20 protein-coding genes are annotated in these 24251 nt (G+C 63.3%); 11 read left to right on the top strand and 9 right to left on the bottom strand.

From position 1 onward, the window contains the following. Positions 1–27 precede the first annotated feature (27 nt). The 3 genes from ON43_RS39675 to ON43_RS39665 all read left to right on the top strand — a co-directional run bounded on the left by ON43_RS39675 (position 28) and on the right by ON43_RS39665 (position 4223). On the top strand, positions 28–591 hold the full coding sequence (locus tag ON43_RS39675; RefSeq protein WP_051180056.1) for a hypothetical protein: 564 nt from the start codon (positions 28–30) through the stop codon (positions 589–591). A 724-nt stretch (positions 592–1315) separates the two neighbouring features. Then, positions 1316–1957, top strand: a complete 642-nt coding sequence (locus tag ON43_RS39670; protein ID WP_157514412.1) for a hypothetical protein — start codon at positions 1316–1318, stop codon at positions 1955–1957. Positions 1958–2291: 334 nt separating this feature from the next. Further along, entirely contained in the window at positions 2292–4223 is a 1932-nt protein-coding gene (locus ON43_RS39665) for a DUF262 domain-containing protein (protein WP_167333505.1), read from the top strand. Positions 4224–4375: 152 nt separating this feature from the next. On the opposite strand, the gene ON43_RS39660 is transcribed toward ON43_RS39665, so the two are convergent. Beyond that, positions 4376–4603, bottom strand: a complete 228-nt coding sequence (locus tag ON43_RS39660) for a hypothetical protein (RefSeq protein WP_040815982.1) — start codon at positions 4601–4603, stop codon at positions 4376–4378. Positions 4604–5020: 417 nt separating this feature from the next. Here ON43_RS39660 and ON43_RS39655 point away from each other — a divergent pair, with 417 nt between their 5' ends. Then, positions 5021–5923, top strand: coding sequence for a helix-turn-helix domain-containing protein (locus ON43_RS39655; protein WP_040815980.1), 903 nt, complete (start codon positions 5021–5023; stop codon positions 5921–5923). Continuing rightward, complete coding sequence (locus ON43_RS44235; RefSeq protein WP_083914242.1) at positions 5920–6126, top strand: DUF397 domain-containing protein; 207 nt, start codon at positions 5920–5922, stop codon at positions 6124–6126. Before ON43_RS39655 ends, ON43_RS44235 begins: the two co-directional genes overlap by 4 nt. Here ON43_RS44235 and ON43_RS39650 read toward each other — a convergent pair. Continuing rightward, positions 6123–9521 carry an aminoglycoside phosphotransferase family protein gene (locus tag ON43_RS39650; RefSeq protein ID WP_167333504.1) on the bottom strand — a complete coding sequence of 1133 codons (3399 nt, stop codon included), beginning with the start codon at positions 9519–9521 and terminating at the stop codon, positions 6123–6125. The two genes, ON43_RS44235 and ON43_RS39650, sit on opposite strands and share 4 nt — an antisense overlap. A 291-nt stretch (positions 9522–9812) precedes the next feature. Between ON43_RS39650 and ON43_RS39645 the strand changes: the two genes are divergently transcribed. Continuing rightward, positions 9813–11738 carry a UvrD-helicase domain-containing protein gene (locus ON43_RS39645; RefSeq protein ID WP_083914239.1) on the top strand — a complete coding sequence of 642 codons (1926 nt, stop codon included), beginning with the start codon at positions 9813–9815 and terminating at the stop codon, positions 11736–11738. A 3-nt stretch (positions 11739–11741) separates the two neighbouring features. After that, positions 11742–13115 (top strand): hypothetical protein, encoded by a 1374-nt coding sequence (locus tag ON43_RS39640; protein WP_040815978.1) that lies wholly within the window; start codon positions 11742–11744, stop codon positions 13113–13115. A 160-nt stretch (positions 13116–13275) separates the two neighbouring features. Here the strand turns inward: ON43_RS39640 and ON43_RS44230 are convergent, their stop codons facing one another. The 6 genes from ON43_RS44230 to ON43_RS44225 all read right to left on the bottom strand — a co-directional run bounded on the left by ON43_RS44230 (position 13276) and on the right by ON43_RS44225 (position 19852). Beyond that, entirely contained in the window at positions 13276–13932 is a 657-nt protein-coding gene (locus tag ON43_RS44230; RefSeq protein WP_157514411.1) for an IS1096 element passenger TnpR family protein, read from the bottom strand. Positions 13933–13984: 52 nt separating this feature from the next. Further along, entirely contained in the window at positions 13985–14290 is a 306-nt protein-coding gene (locus tag ON43_RS45350; RefSeq protein WP_157514410.1) for a hypothetical protein, read from the bottom strand. Between the two features lie 711 nt (positions 14291–15001). Continuing rightward, on the bottom strand, positions 15002–17551 hold the full coding sequence (locus ON43_RS39625) for a TPR repeat domain-containing protein (protein ID WP_040815971.1): 2550 nt from the start codon (positions 17549–17551) through the stop codon (positions 15002–15004). Next, complete coding sequence (locus tag ON43_RS39620; RefSeq protein ID WP_051180049.1) at positions 17551–17862, bottom strand: hypothetical protein; 312 nt, start codon at positions 17860–17862, stop codon at positions 17551–17553. Before ON43_RS39620 ends, ON43_RS39625 begins: the two co-directional genes overlap by 1 nt. A 122-nt stretch (positions 17863–17984) precedes the next feature. Further along, a complete protein-coding gene (locus ON43_RS39615; protein ID WP_040815968.1) occupies positions 17985–19457 on the bottom strand; it encodes a sodium:solute symporter family protein in 1473 nt (490 codons plus the stop codon). Continuing rightward, entirely contained in the window at positions 19454–19852 is a 399-nt protein-coding gene (locus ON43_RS44225) for a DUF3311 domain-containing protein (RefSeq protein WP_083914233.1), read from the bottom strand. Before ON43_RS44225 ends, ON43_RS39615 begins: the two co-directional genes overlap by 4 nt. A 254-nt stretch (positions 19853–20106) precedes the next feature. Here ON43_RS44225 and ON43_RS39610 point away from each other — a divergent pair, with 254 nt between their 5' ends. The 4 genes from ON43_RS39610 to ON43_RS39595 all read left to right on the top strand — a co-directional run bounded on the left by ON43_RS39610 (position 20107) and on the right by ON43_RS39595 (position 23331). After that, a complete protein-coding gene (locus tag ON43_RS39610) occupies positions 20107–20643 on the top strand; it encodes a hypothetical protein (RefSeq protein WP_157514409.1) in 537 nt (178 codons plus the stop codon). A 2-nt stretch (positions 20644–20645) separates the two neighbouring features. Further along, positions 20646–21635, top strand: a complete 990-nt coding sequence (locus tag ON43_RS39605) for an exonuclease domain-containing protein (RefSeq protein ID WP_040815965.1) — start codon at positions 20646–20648, stop codon at positions 21633–21635. 108 nt (positions 21636–21743) lie between these two features. After that, on the top strand, positions 21744–22844 hold the full coding sequence (gene gcvT, locus ON43_RS39600; protein ID WP_040815963.1) for a glycine cleavage system aminomethyltransferase GcvT: 1101 nt from the start codon (positions 21744–21746) through the stop codon (positions 22842–22844). 31 nt (positions 22845–22875) lie between these two features. Then, positions 22876–23331, top strand: coding sequence for a GNAT family N-acetyltransferase (locus tag ON43_RS39595; protein ID WP_040815961.1), 456 nt, complete (start codon positions 22876–22878; stop codon positions 23329–23331). A 3-nt stretch (positions 23332–23334) separates the two neighbouring features. On the opposite strand, the gene ON43_RS39590 is transcribed toward ON43_RS39595, so the two are convergent. Next, entirely contained in the window at positions 23335–24171 is an 837-nt protein-coding gene (locus tag ON43_RS39590) for a DUF8017 domain-containing protein (protein ID WP_157514408.1), read from the bottom strand. Positions 24172–24251 lie beyond the last annotated feature (80 nt).

Genomic DNA, 24251 nt, shown 5'->3' with positions numbered 1-24251 from the left:
GTCGGTCCCGTACGCCAGGATGGAGAGGTGACACCACCTGCCACCTACCTGCTGATCCTCGGCGAACGCGAGGCCGTCGCCTGGGTGCTGCGCGAATCTAGAATGGCGTTCCCCGCCACACACCGCGCTGAGGTGAACAGGCTCCGGATCGGAGACCGGCTGCTGGTTCTCACCACGCGAGGATGCTGGCACAACCCGACCCGCGACCGAACGCGAGTGATCGGCTCCGCCGAGGTGACGACACCCGTCCTGCCGTACGAGAAGCCGCTGAACATCGCCGGTCGAGACTTCACGAGAAGCTGTGAGATCGACATCCACCAGCTCAGCCCCTATCTCACAGGCGTTGAACTGGTACCCCTGGTGCCGCAGTTGCGCTGTTTCCCCGACAAGCGTGCCGGAGCATGGTCACTGCGGTTACGGCGTCCACTGCTCCAGATCGACGACTCGGATGACGTGTGCATACGCAACAAGCTGAACGAGATGTCGGGCCGGCCAATCGATCTCATCCCCGAATACCTCGCCAAGATCCGGCCTGTAGCCGCGTCGGGAAATCGAATGCCGCTGCTACCGCCGTCTTCCCATCCCGGGTGAGCCGCCCTGGACAGCGCGAACACTAACGGATCGAGTCGACTGTCGAACTTCCACAGACGGCGGGGGAGGAGTCGGCTCGACGCGTTCCAGCCGCTCAGGTGCCGGTCCACCGGACGGCGGCAGTACACATGCGCCCGAGTCCGGGCACAAGCGTGTCGTCTTAGGTTCGTTGTGGGAGTACAGGACTCCCGTACGCTGGTTAGCGCGTGTTCGAGCTCCGCACCGGCAGCACTGGTAGGCGACAGCATTCGAATTGTGCGGTTCCGATCTCACGCCGTCGAAACTGCCGTCCGGCTCGACCATGCGCCGCCCGGATTCTTCGCATTGGGTTCTCGTCCCGGGCTGGTGATGCCCGTACATGCAGCCAGTGCGCAGATTGACGAAAGTGTCCTTACCGCAGGCTTCACAGATGTGCCCAACGCGAGTGCTGGCGTTCCCCATACCAAATGATCACTGATCGACGTCGCAGTCGGCAACAGCCCCGAACCTTCGATCCGATGTCCACCCGCTTGTGCGCTGGTTTGAATCTGTTATGACTGTGCTGACAACAGTACCGAATCTCGTCCTCCCGCTTGAGGATCCAATCGATGACATGCATCGGTGGAATCTCACCGGAACCCTGTACGGTGTCCTCCTGACTCCGCGAATCCTGCCCCGATCCCCGTCCAGATCTCATCCGATCGATTCAAATCGTCAGCTGCACAATCTGACTGAACGGATACCCATGACCAAGACCGTTGTCCCCTTCAGCGAGGTCGAGCCGATCCTCGATCAGCTCGGGCAGACCTGGATAGGCGATTCTGAAACCAAGTGGTACCGCTACGCCTGGGGTGTCTTGGAGGACGCCGGAGAGGCTCAGGCTGACTCCGAGGACGACCACAATGAGGTGAAACTGCGCGCAATCGCGCTGTGGGCCATCACGAAGTCGTTCTTCGTGCATGCCTTCGACGAGGGGTACGACACCGACTGGGATTACGAAGTCGGCGAAGCCGTCGGGGAAAGGCCACTACTTCCCAGGCCTTGGATCGTCAACCGGGTTCTCGCCGAGTTCGACTTCTCCGACCACATCGAGGAGTACGGCGCACCGCCCGCAGACGACGAACTCGATACGGAAGTCTCGATGATGCTGCGCCAACTGGTGTCCTATGCCGCCGATGACGTCGTCATCGCCCTGAGCAAATGCCTCGGGGAGCCAGACACCTTCGCGTCCCTGTGGTGTGCAGGTCCGCAAGGCGAGGAAACATCCGAATACCCGCTCACCACAGAAGAAGTCGCAGGAATCTGCAACTCGCCCAGCCCCGAGAAGCTCACGGCCTACGCATGGGTATCCGACGGCATGGATCTGTCCCACCGCAACTCATGGTGAACAACGAACTCGTGAAATTCCGTGCTGGACAGGCGAAATTGGCTCCCAACTGCGTACGCACCACGCTCGCCCCACCTAGGCTCGGCAACAGCCCAGCTCATTACAGCAAACCTCTGGGGGCCGCTGCTCCCTGACTGCCCCATCCCGGCGACCGGACCGGTGGCCCGGTGTGCGTACGGATCCTCGCTGGACCACGCTTATGAATTCGATTGGCCCACTCCATCTTCCGTTGAACATGAGGACACGCGGCCAAGTATGAGAATCCGGCTGACGGTTGTCGTAGCCACTGCCTATGCTGGGCTGGCCCCGGAGGGAAGACGAGGAGAACGAGCTGATGAAGGCAGACGCGCTCGCGCCCAGAGCGCTGTTCGACGGTGCAGTGCACTACGAGATCCCGGTATTCCAGCGACCGTATGTATGGTCGGAGGAAGATCAGTGGGCTCCCCTCTGGCAGGACGTGAAGCGCGTCGCGGAACGCGTGATCGCCGCAGCAGGCGACACGGACGCGCTGAAAGCGATCGGTGGGCACTTCCTCGGTGCGATCGTGTTCAAGTCCAAACCCGCGCTCTCTGGGGATGTCACACGCCACTCGGTGATCGACGGACAGCAACGGACGACTACCCTGCAGGTGCTATTGGATGCCGCTCAGAGGGTCCTCGCCGACCTCGGCCACGAGGATAAGAGCGAAGCACTCGAAGAGCTGACCACTAACTCCGCCAAACGGTTTCGCAGCAAACCCGAACAGTTCAAGCTCTGGCCGTCCCGGCACGATCGTGCAGCGTTCGAGGCCGCCATGTCGGGTACGGACGCCGACGGATATGCCGATCATCGGATCACCGAGGCGCACCGATTCTTCAGTAACGCGATCAGGTCCTGGGTGGTCGGCGAGGATGACGAAGCGCACGAACCTGCAGGAACAGAACGGCAGCGAGTCGAAGCTCTCACCGATGTCCTGGAGTCGAGGCTCCTTGTCGTCGCCATCAACTTGTCCGGGCACGACGACGATCAGTTGATCTTCGAAACGCTCAACGATCGCGGAACCCCGCTGCTCAAGGCCGATCTCATCAAAAACTGGGTCTTCCAGCAAGGTGAACGACTGCACGCGGACATCGATAGCTGGCCGGATCGGTACTGGGCCGATTTCGACGACGACTGGTGGCGTGAGGAGGTTCCGCAAGGTCGGCACCTGCGCTCCCGTATCGACGTATTCCTGCAGTACTGGCTAACCATGCGCACCCGTGACGATGTCTTGGTGGACGAAACCTTTCGCGGATTCACCGAGTATGCGCAAGCGCATATGACGACCGCCGAGTCAGCCGAGGCTCTGCTCGACGAACTCGTTCGCGACGCCGAGACGTTTCGGGCACTCGCCGAACTGCCGCCGAATGCCGCCGCGGGCCGCTTCTACCGACGCGTTATCCAGGAATTCGAGCTCGCCGCCACCACGCCTCTGCTTATGTGGATAGTGTCCGACAATCACCACATCCCGGATGGCCAGATCGAGCTGGCGCTATCGGCATTGGAAAGCTGGGTGGTGCGACGCAGCCTGCTGCGCTACACCACGAAAGACGTCAACCGATTCATGGTCTCGATGCTGGGCGTGCTCGACCGTACTGACGCGAAGCAGGTCGGTATCGCCATCGTCGACTATCTCAGCGCGCAGGCTTCCGATGCGCGGCTGTGGCCGACTGACGAGGATCTCCGGGGCTGGATTCCTGAGCTTCGGATGTACGGCAGCGTCCGGCAGAATCGTCTGCGGGTCGTTCTCGAAGCCGTCGAGCGTCAGCTTCGGACGGATCGTCACGAGAACATCAGCATCGATGAGGCCTTGCAGATCGAGCACGTGATGCCGCAGAAATGGCGGCAGCACTGGGATGCTCAGCCACCCCTGAACGACGATGCCGCACAGCTGCGCGACCGGCTGGTCAACAGCCTCGGCAACCTGACCCTGGTAACTCAGAAGCTCAATGGTTCGCTGTCCAACCGTCCCTGGACCGATGCCGAAGCTACGGTCATCGCCCCTACAGGCAAAGAGGCAGGCAGGGGCAAACACTCGCTGCTCGGCCGATTCAGCTTGCTGGCGCTCAACAAGGAACTGCTGGACCACCACCCCGATGCGTGGATCGAAGCCGATATCGAGCAGCGTTCGATCCGTTTGGCGGAGTTGATCTGCACAGTGTGGCCGGGACCGCACCGTTTCCAGGATTCGCTGCAGGGAGAATTGATAGAGCTCAGATCGGTGCCTTGGAGCGCATCGCGAGCTTGAAGGCGGACGTAGTGCGTCGCCGCTTCGTGGTGGCGCACTACCCTCCAGGCACAACTGGGCAGTACACCCAACCGACACCCGGGACACAACAGCGGGTTCGGGGTTCGAGTCCCCGATGGCGCGCCCGAGTCGATGGGAGTCGGAACTTCTGGTCACGGCGCAAATCTCGTTCCCTTCATGGCGAGCGTGATGCGACCGCGGGTGCTGATCCGCCAGCGGCCGCGAGGGTGGCTCGGGATGATCAGGCCCCGGGATTCGAGCTGGGCGAGGGCGTTTCGGGTTCGCCAGCTGGTCAGGGTGGATGACTGTTTGATCTGGGCTGCAGTGAGAGCTTTGTCGGGGTGGAGGGCTGTCAGGACGGCCACCTCGACGGGGGTCATCGTTCGACCATCTTCGGTATACGAGTTCGATGTCTCCCCGATGTGGTGCCGCTTGGGCGAGGGACGTCGAGGTGGCCGCCTCCGGTGAGTGAGAGGCGGAGGGAAGTGGGGGTTTTCGGGTGGCTGTCTGAGTAGAAGCCCCAGCAGGACCAGAGGATGACGGTGGCGCAGAGGGCGATGATGGACAGCAGTGCCCATGAGTCCCAGGACATTACGACCTCCTTCAGGATCGACCTACGATGTGATCCTGAGTAGACGCCCTGGTCAGGCGGGGTGTAGCTCGCATTTGGATGACCCATGAGAATTCGTCAATCTGCGCACGGGCCGATCCAGAATCGTGGACAATCGGATCCATAGATCCTCATTGCCTCACCCAAGAATTGGCCTGTAGGCCATCCAAACTCGGGAGCAACGCTAATGAGTGGCAAGAATCCGACCACGATTCCTCGTCGGCAGCTCGGTCGGCAACTTCGTGAGATGCGGCAGGGTGCAGGGCTTTCCATTGCCGATGCTGCGCGGCTCATCGAGCGCGGAGCCGGCACGCTACAACGTCTGGAGAAGGGGGAGAGCCCTAGGATTCGGCTGTTGGATATCGAGGCACTGTGCAAGATCTACGGGGCGCCGAGGGGCAAGATGCGGGCTCTTCAGGCGCTCGCGAAGGAAGCGGATGAGCGGATGCGGCCTGTGGATGAGCGGGCATGGTGGCATCGTTATGACGATCTGATTCCGGATGACTTCGAAACGTACGTGAGCCTGGAATCGGCTGCAGCGCAGGTGATCATGTATCAGTCCGATCTCGTGCCAGGAGCGGTGCAGACTGCCGATTACGCGCGAGCATTGGACGGAGTCTTCTTCAGCGCGGAAACTCCGATGCAGATCGAACAGCGCATTCAGGTACGTATGCAGCGGCAGACAGCAATGACACGCCGCTTGTCTCCCGTGGAAATGGACTTGATCCTCGACGAGGCGGTGATTCGTCGGGTGGTCGGGCATCGGAAGGTGATGGCTGCTCAGTCACGGAAGCTCGCTGATGGTCCGGCCAATATCAACGTCCGAATCATCCCCTTCAGTATTGGGTTCCCGCTTGGTACGGCTCCGGGGCCATTCGTGATCCTTCGGTTCCCGAACGATCCCACGATCAACGAGCCGATTGAGCCCACGACGGTCTACACGGAATCCTACGGCTCGCGGCTCTACTACGACGATGGTGCAGTGGTGGAGCGATTCATGCAGGCGCACAATGAACTTGGACGGGCGGCACTGAACAGGGCAGACAGCAAACATCTGCTCCGACTGGTAGCGAGGGAGTTCGAAGCGTGAAAGATCTGATCGAAGCACGTTGGTTCAAAAGCAGCTGGAGCGCAGGGGGTGAGGCCTGCGTCGAAGCTGCCCATCTACGCTTCGGTCGGGTTGCGGTGCGGGACTCCAAGTTAGGAGAGTCCAGCCCGGTCTTGGTCTTTGATGGCCTGGCCTGGGATCGTTTTACTTATGCCGTGCAGGCTGGCAGCTTCGATCATCCTTAGGTGCTCGCTCGGAGTGCCGATTCGACGAACGCCGGTTCTAACCGCTGAGGCTGACCCCAAACCTCGTGAGCCAGTGTGAGTTTCCCTAGAAGATTCGCGACCAAGGCGGCTTCTTGGTCTGGGGATCGGCTGCCTTCCCGTAGCACTTTCGCGTAGCGGACCGAGTCGACGATGACGGACTTGATTCGCTCATGGCTCAGGTAGGTTCGCAGGTCGGCTTCCCAGCGGCCGACGGATGCGTCGGGCTCGGCGGTTGCCCACTGGCTGAGGAAGCTCGCGTGTTCGTCTGGCTGGTAGCCCATTTTGTGGAGGTGGGTGGCGACGTCGTAGACAGGGTCGCCGTACAGGGCGAGTTCCCAGTCCAGGAAGACGACTTCGCGACTGTTTCGGATGATCATGTTCTTGCGGTGGACGTCGGCGTGTACCAGGCGGAATGGGCGGGGTTCTATTGTGCGCCAGCCTGTTTCGATGGTGGCGAAGGGATCCTCGGGCACGCCAAGCTGTCGGTAGAGCGGGCCGAAGTCGTTGTGGTTATCTCGGAAGACCCTGCGCGTCACGTCGGAGAGTTGGTTCGCGAAGGTGAAGGGGTCATCGGAGAGCGGGCGTGGGGCGGCGGGCAGTAGTTCGCGGGGGATCGTGCGGAGTTCTGCGAACAGTTGGGCGACGGCTCGGGGGACGCACGCCGGTACGGCCTGGCCGCGGGGTGCGATGTGGTCGAGTAGGTCGCCGTCGATGTGGTCTTGGAGTTGGTATGCCGGATTCGTGGATTCCCAGCGGACTCGGGGTGCAGCGGAGACGAAAGGTTCGATGGTGCGGAGGACTTGGACTTCTGGCCACAGGCGGAGGTCCATTACGTCTGCGCCGTCTACGGGGATTCGGACGTTGACCGGGCCGGTGGAGGTTTCGACGCGGATGTTGTGGTTGTAATAGCCTGCGGCGGAGTCGGTTCGGGAGATGGCTTCGCGGTAGTAGGCGTCGGGGTCGACGCCCAGGACCTTGGCGAAGATGTGCTGGGCCGCGTGGTCGAGGTCGAGATCCGGTGTGGGGGATTGGATTCGGGTGAGTGCTCGGGCGGCGGCGAGGGAGACCGAGGGGTCGGACCATCCGAACAAGGCCAGGACGGCGCGGGCGAGGAGGACGAGGGCCGGGTAGACGTTGGCGGCTTCGAGTTCGGAGACGGCCCAGCGGGCCCCCGCCACGGCTTCGGCTCGCTGGCCGCGGCGGGCGTGGACGCCGGATCGGAACAGTTCCGCGCGGGCCCGGCCGGAGCGATAGCCGGCGCGGTCCAGGGTTTCGCAGGCGTCGGCGAAGGCGCGTTCGGCTGCGTCGAGTTCGCCGAGAGCCAGGTGGGCGATGCCGAGTGCGGTGTGGGCCTTGCCGAGTTCGTGGAGTGCGCCGAGTTCGCGCTGGATCGTGAGGGCTGTGGCCGCGGCGACGATGCCCTCGGCGGGGTTGGTAAGGGCCAACAACTCGGCTCGGTTGGTTGCGATGTTCGCCTGTCCGACAACGCTTCCCGCTGCGGCGTACTGGGTGTCGGCGTCGGCGAGATAGCGTGCGGCCGTGTCGGTGTCGAAGGCCATGCGGTAGGTGAGGTGCCGCAATCTGGCTATGTCGCCGAGGAATTCGTGGTCATTAGCGTCCGCGAGGTCGCTGAGCCGGTCGCACAGTTCGACGGCCTGCGCGAAGCGTCCCTGGCACATGTGCAGATCGGCGGCCCACAAGCCTGCGTCGAGTCGAACGCGACCGGCTCCGTTCGCCCACAATGCGGTGTACATGGCCAGCGCGTCGTCGGTGCGACCGAGGATGCGGCGGGCGTTGGCGGCGGCGAGCGCCAGCCGTTCGGCGATCGGTCCGGTTCGGCCCGCGGTGATCGTCGCGGTGATTTCGTCGGCTCGTTTGGCGTCGCCGAGCAGGATCGCTCCTTCGGCTGCCAAATACCGTGTCAGTTCACGCAGTTCGGGCGTATCCGATCGGTGGGCGCCCTCAGCAGCCAAGAACTCGTTCAAGTCGACGCGCACCGCGTCGATACCGTGCTTACCGCCGGCCGCCGCGATGCGGTCCACGTAGTCGAGCAGTGCGACCGCGGTCAGCGTTCCGGCGCGCAACCCGTGGTAGCAGGCCTCGCGCAGCGCGGCGACCCGGTCGGATCCGGAGTTCCCGCGGTCTCGCCAGAGGCTGTGCAGCACATCATGAAGGGTAACGGCCACCTCGTTGTCCAGGCGTTGCCGCAACGCCGTCACCATGAGCTGATGCAGTTGGAAGCGGCCTTCGGCGCGGTCCTGCTCGGCCGGGTGGACGAACGAATAGCTGATCAAGGACTTCCAGGCTGGCAGGTGAGCAGGGAGCCCGAAAGCTGTTGTTACGCGGGTGAAGATCTCGAAGTCGAAGACTCGTGGGAGGCCCAGCAGCTCGAGCGTGCGAATCTCGTCAGGCCCGACGTGCTGGAGGAATCGCTCCAGGATCGCGCCGGGTGAGACCAGGTCGGGGGAGGCGCCGACGTAGGCCCGTGCATCGATCGCGAGATGCAGATAGAAGGGGACGCCGGCACTCGCGGTGGCGATCGACTGCCGCTCATCCGGGTCATGGACACCCGAGGCGTCGAGCAGACGGTGTCGATCGGGCATTGTCAGGTCGTTGATCGCCACCGACTCGATGCGGTCGGTCCATTCGCGATCATGCCGCTCCCAGCCGAGTGGCTCACGACTGGCGATCACGACCAGTCCTTTGTCCAACTGAGCCACGATGTCCCGGAGCCATCCGTCCGATACCGCGGCCCGGCCGATTCGGTCGATACCGCCGACCAGCGCCTCATACGCGTCGAAGAACGCGACATAGGGTGGACGCTCGGACGTGTCCTCGGCAAGGTCTGCCGTGAACAGGTACGAAACGGCTCCTTCGAGCTGGCTCAGCGTGAGCTTGTCGAGCTCCTGGAGGACCTGATCGTGGCGAATGCGATAGGACCGCTTTGCCTTTCGCGTCCCGAGCTCCAACAGGCGGGCCGCGGTGCCGAAGACCGGGATCCCCGTCGCATCGTTGAGGATCTCGGTCAGCACCTCGCTGTTCTCGGCGAACGCCATCGACTCGAAGCTCACGCGCAGGTGTGGGTGCAGCCGCTGCCACAGCACCGCGTAGGCGATATCGAAGCGGTGAAACTTGATCTTCCGAGAACCGAACTGCGATCGCAGTACCGCCAACGCTTCGATGGACTGCCTGTGACTGGGCACCTGGAAATCGACCATCGCGGTGGGATGTTCGTCGGCGGCTCGCGAGCGGAGTTCGGCCAGCAGCCGGGACTTCCCGATCCCGCCTACTCCGGTGAGCAGCAGAACTTTCGGCGTATCCGAGGCGTCGGCCAGCAACCGGTCGAACAGAGCAATCGCATTGTCCCGGTTCACGAACGGACGGTCAATCGCGCCCGGCCGATAGCGTGCGATCAGCGCCATAAGGCATTCCCCCTCGCCCTTTGCACACTGCGATTGTCCCTGACGATCAGTTCGGGAGAGTGGGGTTCTGGCATTTCACAAGCGACAATTTGTGGCTAACAAACCAACCGACCGGAACTTGTGGCTAGCAGGAGAATTGCGTCACTCTGTCAGAACGCCGCTCGTTCGGGCGGAGGTCGTCGCAAGGCGAATGGGGGTTTCGCGGTGACACGGGTAAGCAACCACGATCGAGAAATTCGGCGAGTGCAGGCGGACAAGGCGTTGGCGGTCGCCGGGCCCATGGCCGCGCGGGCGAGAAATGTTTTGGCCGGGCTACTGGCGGAGGGGCGCCGCGGGTGGCACCTCCTGGTTCGGAATTCTCAACTGCGGACGCCTGGATATGCCGATGGGTTTCTGATCGGAACCGGCGGTGTGTTCGGTCTGGTGTTCGAGGAGCCGGACGAGTCGACAGCTCAGGACATCGAAGTCCATGCCGAAGAGCTGTTTGCTGATCTCCCGGTTGGAAATCATCGCAATGTATTCGTGCCCGAGACGATCGAGCTGGTCCTGGTCACTGCGCCGTATGGCCGTGTGCGACCGCCGGGTGATTTTCGGGTGGTCAGCGAACTGGATTACCGATCGCTGTTGAAGAGCGGGTCGCGACTGGAACGCGGCGTTGCGGGCCGGATCGCGGAGATCGTCGCCGCTCGCGACAGTGGTTACACGCTGGTATCGCTCGCTGCGCCAGCCCGCGACCTATCCGACGAGGCCAGCCTGATCGATCCCGAACGTCTGCTCGAAGAGGAACGCAGACAGGCACTCGACAGGCCCTTCCCGACCTGGATGACGTTCCTGGATCCGGCCCAACGCGCACTGGTGGCGAAGAACTACAACGGTCCGGCGCGTATCGCCGGCCCGGCCGGAACCGGGAAGACCGTGGTCGCCTTGCACCGGATGGCGCGCCGAGCGCGAAAGACCACCGGAAAACTACTGTTCACGACCTTCGTGCGTAACCTGCCGAGGTGCCAGGAGCAGGCCTTCGCTCAGCTGGCGCCGGATGCGATGGACCGCACGGAGTTCAAGAGCTTGCACGCGTGGGCTCGCGAGTTCCTCAACATCCGTGGTGAGCACTCGGAGATGAATCTGAAGCATGCCGACAACGCCTTCAACCTGGCGTGGTCTCGAGTCGGCAGCCGCGGCCCGCTCGCGGCCATCGAACCCGACATTCGCTATTGGCGTGAAGAGGTCGACCGACTGATCAAAGGTCGTGGGATACACGACTTCGACGAGTATGCGCGGCTCGATCGTCGCGGGCGTCGCGCCGCGCTCGACGGCGCAGCGCGAAAGGCCGTCTGGGATTTGTTCTATCGCTACGAGGAGATCCGCCTGAGCGAAGGTTTCCTGGACGCCAACGATCTCATTGCCGCCGCGTTGATCGAGCTGGAGGAGAATCCGCTCGACGAGCTTTACGACATGGTCGTTGTCGACGAGGTGCAAGACATGACCGTGCTCGGGCTACGACTCGTCCACGCGCTCACCGGGAATGCGCCGAATGCGCTGCTGCTGGTCGGCGACGGACAGCAGAAGATCTACGCGGGCGGCTGGAGACTATCGGACGCGGGTATTCCGATCATCGGTCGTGGCGAGGTGCTTCGCGTCAATTACCGCAACTGCCAGGCGGTACTCGCGTTGGCTGCCTCACTCGAAGGAAGAGTCGGGATCGACGACCTCGAGGGAGCCGCCGGGATTGCCCTGAGCCACTCCGACGTCGCCCTGGACGGTGGGATCGCCGAAACCTGGAGCGGCAGTGACGGAGCCGTGGAACGCGAGCTGGCGATCCAATTGGAGAAGATCGCGGCGAAGGGAATCCCGCTGTCGGCGATCGCCCTCCTGACATTGACCAACCACGACGCGGATCGCTTCCGGGCTGCCTTACGCAGGTGGAATGTGCCCTTCCGGAACCTCGAGGACTATATCGGTGTCGAGGAGGAGAGAGTCAAGGTCGGCACCGTCTACCGTGCGAAAGGGCTGGACTTCCGCGCGGTGCTGCATCCATTTTTCGCGAAAGCCCTTCCTGGGGAGCCGCTCAGCGATACCGCCCGCGACCGCGCTGATCTCGTGATCAACCAGCGATTCGTCGCGATAACCAGAGCAAGGGAATACGTCTGGCTGGGAATCGTCGAGGGATAGGGCATGGCGGATCTCGAGATTCTGGTCGGCCAGGTTTGGAACCCCGAGGTTCGGTCACTGGCCGAGGAAGCATGGCGATGTTACAACGCGGGCGCAGTCCGTGCCTGCATCGCGGCCACCTGGACGGCGGTGACCGCGGACATCATCACCAAACTCGTGCGGCTCGCCGACGACGGGGACAGCAAGGCTGTCGAGTTCCGGGAGCGGCTGGTCAGCGCCCAGAGACAGGGGCTGACCCAAGAAGGTGTCCGAGTAATGCAGCAGATCGAGAGCGGATTGCTCGGCGAGGCCGAAAAATTCGAGCTGATCGATTCGATCGGACTGCGCGAGCTGCAACGGGTCCGTGAGGACCGAAACCTTTGTGTGCATCCATCGCTTCGAACGCTCGACGATGTTTATGAACCCCGACCCGAGGTGGCACGTGGACATCTCGCGGTGGCATTGACGACCCTGCTTACTCATCAGCCGATACAGGGACGAAAAGTGCTGGAGGAGTTCAACACCTATGTCTGCGATCCGTACTTCATAGCGAGTGCTCCGCATATCCAGGCGACCTTCTTCGATCGGGTGAGGACAGCAGCCCGTGGCAACATCATCAAGGTTGCCGCCAAACATGCTCTGCTCGAACTGGATCCGGCCGGTCGAATGCCGCCGGCCGAGCATGCCGATCGAATGGCGACGGCGCTGGAAGCTCTGGCTCAACGAGACCGCGAGCTTGTTCGGACCGCCCTGGCCAGAGTGGCCGATAGATTTCAAACCCAGGACGGCGCCACTCAGATTTGGGCATTGGTGAGGCTCGGTGCACAGGACTACTTCTGGGAGGCATTGGATCCGTCGGTGATACCGAGGCTCGAAGGGCTGCTGTACGCCCGGATCCCCAAAGGAGAGCTCGAACCGCTACCGGGTGATATCGCGGCGGGGATAGCGCTGGTGCGTAGCCGATTCGCGAGGGAGCGGCTGCCCGGCCTCGAAGCTCGATTCACCGATCTTCCATGGTTGCATCGCATCGCGGTAATCACCGCCGCTGCGCCGGATCAGTATTTCGTACCCTCGATCCTCGAGATCCTCCGAGAGGTGAGCACATTCCGATACGGGGAAGTAGCGGGAACGCTTCTCCTGCAGCACGCGGCCTTCCTCGACATCGACAGCCTCACGCAGGCGCTGGGCAACTGGTGTGCGAACTACCAGTGCCGTCAGGCAATCGAGATGCCCGGCACCGCGGTTCATCTCCTCGGTGCGACAGCCCACCTCGGACGAAAACGCGGATCGGTCTTCGGTGAGTTCTTGAACGAGGTCGGTGAACTGGCCGGCGAAGATAGCTACTACTGCTACCCCGATCTCGAGAGGGCGTTGCGCGCAGACGGTTTCATCGACTGACTTCTTGCAAACCGCCTGCTGCGGAGAGCGCACTGCCGTAGCCAGCCGGCGATGCTGCCTGAGTCCACTGCACCCCTCTGTGATCGGTGCTCTTACTATACTTTTCGCACCGGAAACGCAGTTGTGGGTGTTGCTGTTGTACTTTGCGCGCCAGGTTGGTCTACTTCGGACCTCTGCCGTAGCCGAACTGGCGGGTCAGGTACCAGTTGATCTCCTCGATGACGAAGAGGTTGGGCTGGTGGTACTCGGTTCCGTTGATGAGGGCTTCCGGGGTGATGTACTCCAGTGATTCGCCTTCGTCGTCCGGATCGGCTCTGCGGCACCAGTATTCGTAGTTGGCCGGCCCGCCGGAGCCTTCGGGAGGGCCGTCTCGGTCGCCGCTGGCGCAGATGGTGCGGGGTGTTTTCGCGGTGCGGGGGAGGATCTTGTCCAGGACGATGTGGTGCATCCAGTAGTCGGCGTAGTCGTAGAGGTAGTAGAGGGTGTCGCCCGGGGTGGTGAAGAGTTCGTCCAAGCGGACCTGGTCCTCGGCGACGGCGGCGTCGCCGTGTGCGACCGCGTCGGCACTGACATAACGCTCCGAGGTTGGGTCATCGAACGTTGGGCCACAACGGAATTCGTGTGCAGCGAAGTTGACCCAGCCGATGGACGCGCCGGGTACCTCGTTGAGATCGTTGAGGAACAGCTCGGAGGAGACTTCGATCCATCGGAACACTGGAGGGTCGATGCCTTGGATCGTTACGCGCAGGTGGTAGGTGACCGGCTTCTTTCGGCGCGGTCCGCGGCGGGAGGGGAGGAGCGGCTGTTCTTCGGCCACGAGGCGACCGTAGCCGATAGGGCTGACATGTTGGGCCGCGTTCGGTTGGCGACTAGATGGCTCGGTTTGTGGATTCTCCGTTGTCTGGCAAGGTGAATCGGGGTGGTGGTGCGCTGCGGGAGGTGTACGCGTACCGGAGATCCGCGCCGCCCCGAAGGGAGATCGCGTGTTCAGCGATGGCCTGTAAGACGTCCGCATCGGCCAGCTCGGAGCTCGCGAGCAGATCTGCGATGTCGAGAAATCTGTTGCGCCAGAGCAGAATTTCGTTCGTTCGAATCTCGGCATCCAGCATTGCGAGGATGCCGGAGACAGCTTCAGTGGCCTGCTCACGTCGCTGGCTGTCTAGGGGGCCGGTCATTCGGCAGCGTGGGCGGTTACTTGCCAGAAGGTAGAGGCGCAGGGGGTTGCTGGATGAAGGGGCTGGGCATGAAAGGCTCGCACGTCTGGCGTGGGAGGTCGTTTGGCCTGCCCGGGTATGTTTGCAATTCGGGGCGCGCTGAACCGGATACTAGTAGGCGCGGTGTCGTGGAGGTCTCATTGATTCCGGAGCGATCCGTTGTCAAATCGACTACATCGGCGTATGGGCTGTATACCCAATTCGGGTCACTCAATCGGAGTTGACCGTTGTCCCCATTGCTATATCCTCCCGGCGTGTTGTAAACGCAGTAGGTGACAATCCATTGTGAATCAGATTTCTTCTCGACATCCACCGCTCGCAGCAGTGAACCGCCGGTCTCGGGTAAGGGGCGAATTCCGTCAGATGCCCACCTATGGCCATAGGTCACCATAGAATTGAGTTGCTGAATCACACCCTCTTCCTTATTTGACCGCAACCTGGATTCCAAGACTTCTGCTTCGAGGGCTGTTGTTGCGGCGGCTCGTTCCTGCTCACCCAAAGGGACGGCGATATCCCATCTGAACTCGAGTGGAGGGTATGGGAAGTGTGATGTTGTGGTCGGCCTTGTTGGCGGAGGCGTAGATGACGCCATGTTCGAGCCGTCCTCGTCAGAGCATGCTGCGAAAGCTACGGACGTCAGGGCCAGGAGTATTGCGACCGAGAGCTTGGGAGTCAAATCTTTCCCTCCTTGCCGTAAAGGATCACCGAGAGGCTGGTGCCGTTCTGGCCAACGCCCTGCAGAACTTCGATGTCATGTGTCTGGTCGTAGTCGGTTAAGACTTGGTCGAAACCCTGCTCGTCCAAGTATTTCTTTATTGATCTTATCTGATCTGAGTTCGGCGAGTTTCCGAGATCGATCGGGCGTCCTGTGTGCTCGTCCATCAGATTGCCGGGTAGTTGGCCCTGATCGTATGCGGTATTCAATAATTCCTGTCGGAAGTCCCGTGAGCCCTGGTTGTTGATTTCGGCAGCGTTCGGATACTGCGTTTCCAAATTCTGTGGTTCCGGGACGAACTTCTTGATCAAACTTTCCGTGACCTTATCGCCCAGGACGTCGGATACCTTCGAACTAGCCTCTCCGCCCGGAGTGAATTCGAGCGAACTCTGGCCCAGCTTTGCCACGATCTCGGCGGCAGCCTTCTTCTTCTCGTAGATCTCCTGAATCTTGCTGTTGTATTCGTGGATGTTATGAGTGTCCTGATATGTCAAGGCATTTTGCTCGGCATTTGTGAACCGGCCGTCGAGGCTTGCCAGTTGTTGGAGCGAGGACTTCGCGTATTCGCCCGGGGGCATATCGTGTTGGGCGAATGCCTCGTTCAGGATGTGGGATTCGTAGCTCTGCCTGGCGACTTCCAGGGTCAGTCGACCCTGATCGGACTGGCTGGCCAGGAACAGGAGGCGGTTGGCGTCGGTGGGCCGGAGTTGGGCCTCTCCGACGTCGGGCAGGTAGGTGGTCTTCGGCAGGTTCTTGGCATCGGCAAACGCATCGATGTTCGAGCCCATTGCGTGTCCGAGGGCTCGGGCCAGTTCTGGGTTCGCAGCGAAACTCTGGGCGGTCTTTCCGAACTTGTCCGCGTCGAGTGCGCCACCGCTTCGGTTCAGGAGCGGTTGGTCGCCGTGATGGGCGGGGTCCTGAGCGGCCTCCAAGGGTGCAAGGATTCCGGGTAGTCGGGTGAGAGATTCGCGTGCATGCAGTGCTTGCAATGTGGGCTTGCCGTCTGGGCCGAGGTCATGAGAGTCGGAGCCGATCCAGTCGACCATCTTGCCTACGGCTGCACCGCCGTCATCCCATTTGTGCTGGAACAGTGTTGTGGCCATCTGAGGGTCGTACTGCGAGAAGCTCTGGCCCGGAACGCCTTTGCCGAAGAGTTCATCGCTGCCGTGGCCGGTGAGCATCGCGTAGGAGGCTTCGTGGTTGCGGGCTCCGACGCTGAGGAAGTCCTGGGCGCTGCGGTTGGTGTTTCTGACCCAATCCGACTCTTCCAGATTGACATCACCGTATGGCGCGTAGCCGCCATGGTCGGCGATCCACGCTTGGTGTGCGGCTTGGCGCTCCAACTCGACGCCCATACGCTGACCCGGGATGTAACTCGGATCGCCGCTATTGAGAAAACGACCGAACTTGGCCATGTCCTCGGTGTAGTCGAAGAGGGCGTGGCGGTCGTCGATGGGGCCCTTGCCGAATAGGACCGCGCGATAGTCGTCGGGGAGGTCGCGGGTGTTGGAGTTCGGTGCGCCGGCGAAATTCGGTCGGGTTCCGATCATTTCGCGGACTTCGGAGTTGAGTTTGTTCCAGCCGCCGCGGTCGGCCACCTGTCCGTCGGGGCCGCGCGTGACGACGTTCTCATTGGACAGGGTCATCATGTTGTTGACGAGCTCTTGTCGCAATTGCAGCGCTTGCGGGGATCCGTTGGCCTGCAATGATTCCGAGAGCTTCCATAGGCCGTCGCGACCGGCTTTGTCGTAGAAGCCCGATAGGTAGTCCATCGTCGACTGTGGGACGGTGATCTGACCGCCCTTGGCCAGGATCTCCAATTGGTCAGGGGGCAGGCCCATTCCGGCTAGTCGATCCGCGAGTTGTGTGATCTTGTCGTCGGCGAGCTTCCCGTCGGCGACGTCTGCCCCGTCCTTGCGTCCGAGCTCGGCCGGGTCGACAGAGGTCAATGCAGGAGTGTCGATTCCCTTGCCGAGTTGGTCACCGCGGATCTGGACCTCGTTCGCGGCGTTGGTGATTCCCGCGATCACTTCGCCGACCGCTGTCATCAAGGCCGACTTCGCGGTGTCGATCAGGCCTTGATGATGGTCGATCCGCTCCTTGATCTTCTTCTTGTCCTGATCGGTGTAGTCGCTGGCGGTGTATGGATTGGCGTGCACCTTCCAGCCGTCATCGACGGTGAGCCCGACAGGACATTCGCCGTCGTGCTCGGCGTCGGACACCCGTCCGAGCAGGATGCGGCGTTCGTCCGAGAGCCGGCTGTCCGCCGTGCGCAGCGCGGCGGAGATGTCACGGATTTCCTGGGAGAGTTTGCGGCCCTCGGCGCGTTCTTCGGCGAATCGGTCGTAGGCGGCGAGATAGGCCTTGCCCTGCCAGTCGGTCCCCTGGAACTGGGTCAGGCTGCGATCCAGCTGGTCCTCGTAACTGGTGGTCTTGGCGTCGAGCTCGCCAGCCCATTGACTGAGCTTCTCGGGCTTCCAGCCCTCGACTTCCTTTCGGCTCGGCATCAGACGCCCTCTCCGGTATGGAAGAAGTGCATCTGCTCGAGCCGGTTCTTGAACTCGGTGTCGGTGACCTTGATGTCGTCAGCGCACTGGTTCACGATGCTGGCCAGCTTGCGCATGCGTTCCGCGATGCGCAGCCATGCGCCTTCTGTGTATCCGCCAGCCTGCGAGCATGCCGCGCCGATGGGAATCCCGGGAAGTGCGTCGCCGATCGTGTCGGCGGTGGTGCGCACGTCCAGGTTGTCGATCTCATCGCCGACCGAGGTCACTGTGGTGGCGAGTGTCTTCAGTTGGTCGATATCGGCCTGGAACATGTGTTCACCCTCCCCTTTGGGTCTCCAGCAACCTTCTGGTCATGAGCCTAGTTGGGTTCAGGAATTGCCCGAGATCTGCATCTTGTCAGATAGGAGGGCTTGAGAGAGGGCTTGGGTGGTGCTTACACCTGCTCTATTGAAGAAATGATCGCTGTGGGCGAATGGTCGGCACTGGGACGTGCCGTGGAGATTGCGCCTGCGACGATCAGGTTTGCCGCCAGCGCGAAGATGCCGCCATTGACTCCGAAAAGCGGGTCGTTGCCGGTGGCGTGGAGAAGGAGGACCGCCGCTCCGCCGGTCAGGAGCCCGGCACCCACGCCGAGCGCGGTCAGACGTCGCCAGTACAGGCCGAGGAGGACCGCCGGAACCAGTTGGGCAATGCCCTCGTAGGAGAGGACGGAGAGGTTGACCAGGAGTTTGGGGTAGAGGAGGGCTCCGGCTAGGGCGATTGCGCCGACGAGGAGGCCTATGAGCTGGGAGGCTTGGCGTTGGCGGGAATCGGAGGCGCCGCCCCCGCGGAGGCCGCCGCCGAGGATGGTTCGGCCACAGAGTGTGCCGATGGCAACCAGGAAGACGCTCATGGGGACGATCGCTGACAGGGCTCCTGCGATTCCGATCAGGGCTACGACCGGGGGCGGGAGGGAGTCGGTTACGAGGGTAAAGAGGGCTAGGTCAGGGTTGTGGAGGGTTGGGGCGGCGAAGAGGGCGGCGGCGCCGATGAGGATGGGGACCAGGAGGAGGACCTGGTACCAGGGGAGGAGGATTGAGTTGCGGCGGAGGGCGTTTGGGGATTTGGCGGAGAGGTAGCCGGCGACTGTGGTGGGGAAGACGCAGATGGTGATGGCGTTCAGGATGATCGTGGAGATGAACCAGGAGGCGCCGAAGGTGCCGCCGCCTGCGCCGGGGAAGGTCAGCCATTGCGGCTTTTCGGTGACGAGGCGGTTCAGGAGTTCGGCGGGGCCGTGGAAGTAGTGCCAGGGGAGGTAGATGGCGAGGATGGCTATCGAGAGGACGGCGAGGCTGTCCTTGAGGACGCTTACCCAGGCTGAGCCGCGGAGGCCGGAGGTCAGGATGAAGGTCTCGGCGACGAGGAATGAGATGACCGCGGCGGTTTTCAGGTTGATGGCGCCGTAGGACATGGCGTTGACGACTACGCCCATGCCCTGGATCTGTAGCTGCACATAGGGAACCAGGAAGATCGTGCAGATCAATGCGACGGCTATGCCCAAAGGCCTTGAGCGGAAACGGTGTTCGGCGATATCCGCGATCGACACCAGATGGTGTCGCGCGCAATAGGTCCAGAGCGCGGGCGCCACCAGATAAGCGACGGCCAACCCGGTGCTCAGGTACGCGATCAGATAGAAGATCGGAACGCCGTAGCGGTAGGACCAACCGGCCGCGCCGAGAAACGAGAAGCTCGTGTAGCTCTCGCCCGCCATCAACACCAAGACGAACAGCGTGCCCAGTCCGCGTTCGGTGATCGACCATTCGGACATGGATCGGGCCCGGCCACGTGCCGAGAGTATGCCGATCGCGACGGTAGCAACCATGGCGATCGCGAAGAGGCTGACGGCGACCGTCGCACGGCCCGTCATCGAAGGTCCTCGGGGAGATCTGCGCCGGGGCCGGGGCTTTCCGGATACGCCGAGTTCGCATCAGGGTCTTGAACCTGTGCGCCTGTGGCCGGGTCTGCGGGACCTGATGCGGCGTCGGTGGGAGCCACGGAGATGTCATCAGCCGGAACGAATTCCGCTGCGCCGGAACGGTATGCGGGATCGAAATGAGCTGCGAGCCAGATCAGCGGCCCGGTCAGGACGGTGACGGCGATGAGGTAGGCGATCAGGAATGGGATGCCGAGAATGCGCGGTTCGATACGGTTCGCTACGAACGGCGCGAGGCAGAAGAGGATGCCGGGGACCGTGAGGAGCAGCAGCGCTGGGCCGCGTTGGCGTAGAGGCGCGGCGGGCGCTGTCGATTCCGAGTCGGACATGGATCCTCCGGGTGGGCGGGTCGCTGTCGTCGCGAACTATTCCATGGGCGGGAGCAAGATCGTTGGTCCGGCGCGCGGCGGGGTGGTTTCGGCAGCCGATGGGGTGGGTCGAAGAGTGCGGTGGAGAGGATCGGGCAAACCCGGCGGTTGGAATTGTTTGGGCGCGTTGGGAATTGGTGTGGGGTTCGCGGGGAGTTTGTCGGTGGGATGCTCTAACGTGGCCGGGTATCTGTTCGCCTCGACTGTGGAGCGTTATGGCTGCCTCGTCCGATCTTCATTCCGTTGCGGTGCTCGGCTCGGCCGGGGATCGGCTGGTTATCTGGCACGTGAATGTGGGGATGGCGCTGGGGGAGTCGCGGCTATCGGGCGCTTGGGTGTTGGAGCGGTCGCGAGACGTGGAGATCGAGAGTCTCACAGCGCGATTCCCGGTCGTGCCGACCGACGATGTCCGGGTCGAGGAGGCCGCGGGCGTCGTTGATCTCGAGGCGACGGTCGAAACCGTGCGTGGCGCGGTCGAATCCGCGGATCAGAAGTTCGATGAGCAGGACGCGGCGGGTGGGAAGTTCGTTCGGCCGCGCTGGCCGGTGGTCGTGTCACCGACGGAGGTGTCGCTGACCGACTCGCAGGTCGACGTGGTCGACGATCACATCCGCCCGGTGCTCACCCTCGCCCGGGGGCTCGCGGATCTGGCCGATGCCTGGGCGGCGTTCGAATCTCTGCGGCTGGCCCGGGGTTTCCTGGTCGAGCTCGGTGGTCCCGTCGCGCGGCCGTTGCCGCTCGCGGTGCGGTGAACATGGCGGGACTGTCGTTCGCCGCCATCGATGTCGAGACCGCCAATTCCGCGCGGGGCAGTATCTGCGCGGTCGGCGTCACCGTCGTGCGCGACGGAAGGCGCGAGGCGACTGCCTCGTGGCTGTGCCGCCCGCCCGCGGGGCTGGACTTCTTCAACTGGCACAACATTCGCGTGCACGGGATCTCGGCGGCGATGGTCGCCGATCAGCCTTGCTTCGGCGAGCGCTTTCCAGAGGTGGTCGCGACGGTCGGAGATTTGCCGCTCATCGCCCATAACGCCGGGTTCGACAGCGGCGCGATCCGGGAAGCCTGCGTCCGCAGTGGAATCCAGGCGCCCGCATGGGATTTCAGCTGCAGCCTGTCACTGGCCCGCCGCCACCTGAACCTCGACAGCTACCGCCTGCCGCACGTCGCGGCCGCACTGGGCATCGATTTCACCAACCACCACGACGCCGCCGCAGATGCCGCGGCCGCCGCCGACATCGTGATCGCCCTGGCCGAACGGTCCGGTGTCGATTCACTGGCAGCGCTCGAGCGCCTGGTGGTCGATCGCCCATTGCGGACGGAACCGGTCCGCGCCGCATCCGGGATAGCTCGCGCCCAGCCCGAGGTGAGGGAGCGGCCGCGCCGATCCTGGTTCGGGCATGAGGAATTGGTCATCCCCACCGTGACCGGCACCGACCCCACACACCCGCTGTGCGGCGAAATCATCGTGTTCACAGGCGATCTCACGGCTATGAAACGCCAGGAGGCATGGAACGCGATCGCCGCCCACGGCGCGACACCGGCCCGGAACGTCACGCGGCGGACCACCGGTCTGGTCATCGGCGACGGCTTCCAGGGCACCGACCCCGCCGCATTCACGACATCGAAGGCGCGGCGAGTGGTCGAGCTTCGGGCGCGCGGACAGCGGATCGAGGTGATGGACGAAGCCGGATTCCTCGCTTGTCTCGGCCCGATCGAGACGACCGCCCAGGCCCACAGCCTGTGAGGTTATTGCGAGGTCCCGGTCGGCTCGGCAAGAGGAATGGGGATACTTCGCGGTGGTGGATCGGTTCCGGAGGCAACCGGATGACGGTGGACCGATAAGCTGCTTCGGGTGACCGACGAGAAACTGCTGCAGGGACCCATCCACGCTGTTCATGTCGAGCTGGGAGCCAGCTTCGCACCGTTCGGGGGGTGGGAGATGCCGGTTTCGTATGCGGGCACCGTGGGGGAGCACACCGCAGTGCGGACCACCGTGGGGCTGTTTGATGTCAGCCACCTCGGGAAGGCGACCGTGAAGGGGGCGGGGGCGGCGGCCTTCGTGAACTCGGCGCTCACCAATGATTTGAACCGGATTCGCCCGGGGAAGGCGCAGTACACGCTGTGCTGCACGCCCGAAGGCGGCGTGATCGATGACCTCATCGCCTACTACGTGAGCGATGACGAGATCTTCCTCGTGCCGAATGCCGCGAATACCGCGACCGTAGTGGCGGAGCTGCAGAAGGTCGCGCCCGAGGGCATCACCATCACCGACGAGCACCGCGGCTACGCGGTCTTCGCTGTGCAGGGGCCGCGGTCGGCGGAGGTGCTGGCCAAGCTCGGCCTGCCGACCGACATGGAATACATGGCTTACGAGGATGCCGAGTGGGATGGCCGCCCGGTCCGGGTCTGCCGCACCGGCTACACCGGTGAGCACGGCTACGAGCTGCTGCCTCGGTGGGAGGATGCCGAGGCTGTGTTCCGTGCGCTGGTCGCCGAGGTGCAGGCAGCCGATGGCCAGCCTGCCGGGCTGGGTGCGCGTGACACCTTGCGGACCGAGATGGGCTACCCGCTGCACGGACATGAACTGTCCCTGGACATTTCGCCGCTGCAGGCCCGCACCGGATGGGCTGTCGGCTGGAAGAAGCCGGAGTTCTGGGGCAAGTCGGCGCTGGAAGCCGAGAAGGCCGCTGGGCCGCGTCAAATTCTGCTGGGGCTCAAGGCGATCGACAAGGGTGTGCTGCGTCAAGGGCAGACCGTGATGCGCGGCGACGACCAGGTCGGTGAAACCACCTCCGGCACTTTCTCGCCCAGTCTCAAGGTCGGCATCGCCTTGGCGCTCCTCGACACCGCCGCGGGTATCGAGCCGGGCGATCAGGTCGAGGTGGACGTGCGCGGCCGACGCCTGCGCTGCGAGGTCATCCGCCCGCCGTTCGTCGAAACCCGCACGGCCTGAGCGGGTTTCCGGTTCAGAGCGAGAGTCTCCGGTGGTCGAGCCGCTGATCCGACCGGCGGTCCCGGCCGACTATGACGCCGTGTCCGGTGTCGTGGACGACTGGTGGGGCCGTTCGGTCGTGGCGGCCCTGCCCCGGCTGTTTCTGGATCATTTCGCGAAAACCAGCTTGGTCGCGGAGCAGTCCGACCGGCTCGTCGGATTCCTGATCGGATTCTTCGTGCCGGACGACCCGGTCAGGGCGTATATCCATTTCGTCGGTGTTCGCCCCGACCATCGCGGAACCGGGCTGGGCCGGGAACTCTACGACCGGTTCATCGCGGCGGCGAAAGCCGATGGCAGGACGGTGATCACCGCGATCACTTCGCCCGGCAATCGCGGCTCGATCGCGTTCCACCGCACGCTGGGGTTCACCGTCAACGGCCCGGTCGTGGACTACAACGGTCCGGGGCGCGACATGATCACCTTCGAACTGCGCTTGGATCGATGACTTTCAGCCGCACCAGGTGCCGACGACGTCGTTGTCCTGTTTGCAGTCGTCGAATTTCAGGCCGGCGGGGCGCAGGGTGGTGAGCACCTGCCGGAGGATGTCGTCGGTCGCCGCGCCGTCGACGGCCTGGTCGGCATAGATGACCATGACCACGGACTGGCCCTTGTTGCCCGCGATCGCGAGGGTGTGGACGACACCCGAGGCCGGGTGGGAGCAGTCGACGGAGCCGGGGTTGGTGAGGGTTGCGGTGACGTGGGCGGCGGGTTTGCCTTGGACGGTGAGGGTTTCGGCGCCGCTGACCGTGTAGGTGTCGTTGGGGCGGTCGTCGTTCATCGCTTTCACCGTCGCCCAGTTCTTGGCGACGTCGGTGGCCGCGGCGGCGGTGTCGCCGAGTTTGGAGCCGGTCACGCCTGCGATGGCTCGGGAGTGGTGGCCTTCGCAGGACTTGGGCTGGAGTTCGGCCGCGCCGCTCATGACCACGCGGTTGCTGCCGCTCTCGAAGCCGATGATGGTCGTAGGGGTCGGGACCGTCCAGTCCTGCGGGACGTCGTACACGGCATTGCGGGAGATGGAGTACGCGGTCTGCCAGCCCGGCGTCACCGCCGCGATGGTGGGGTTCGGGGCGGAGGTCGTGGTCGTCGGCAGCGGCTTCGTCTTGGTCGCCGTGTCCTGGAACCCGTATTGGTCTGCGGGAAGCGCGGTTCCGGTCACCGTGTGCGCGGGTGCCAGCGCCGCGACCACCAGGATGGCGACCAGTCCGAGCACGCTCACCGCGACCAGCGCGATCACCAGCGGCCGGGAGGAACGGGGTGGCTTGGACGTCGGATACTCCGGGTACACCCCGCCCACCCTATCCAGCCCCGTGGACCGCGGCCGGTTACCGAACAGCACCCGCCGACCAAGATGGGTATCCCGCACCG

The organism is Nocardia concava NBRC 100430 (assembly GCF_000308815.1).
GTDB lineage: Bacteria > Actinomycetota > Actinomycetes > Mycobacteriales > Mycobacteriaceae > Nocardia > Nocardia concava.
This window is presented reverse-complemented; position numbering and strand designations above follow the sequence as displayed.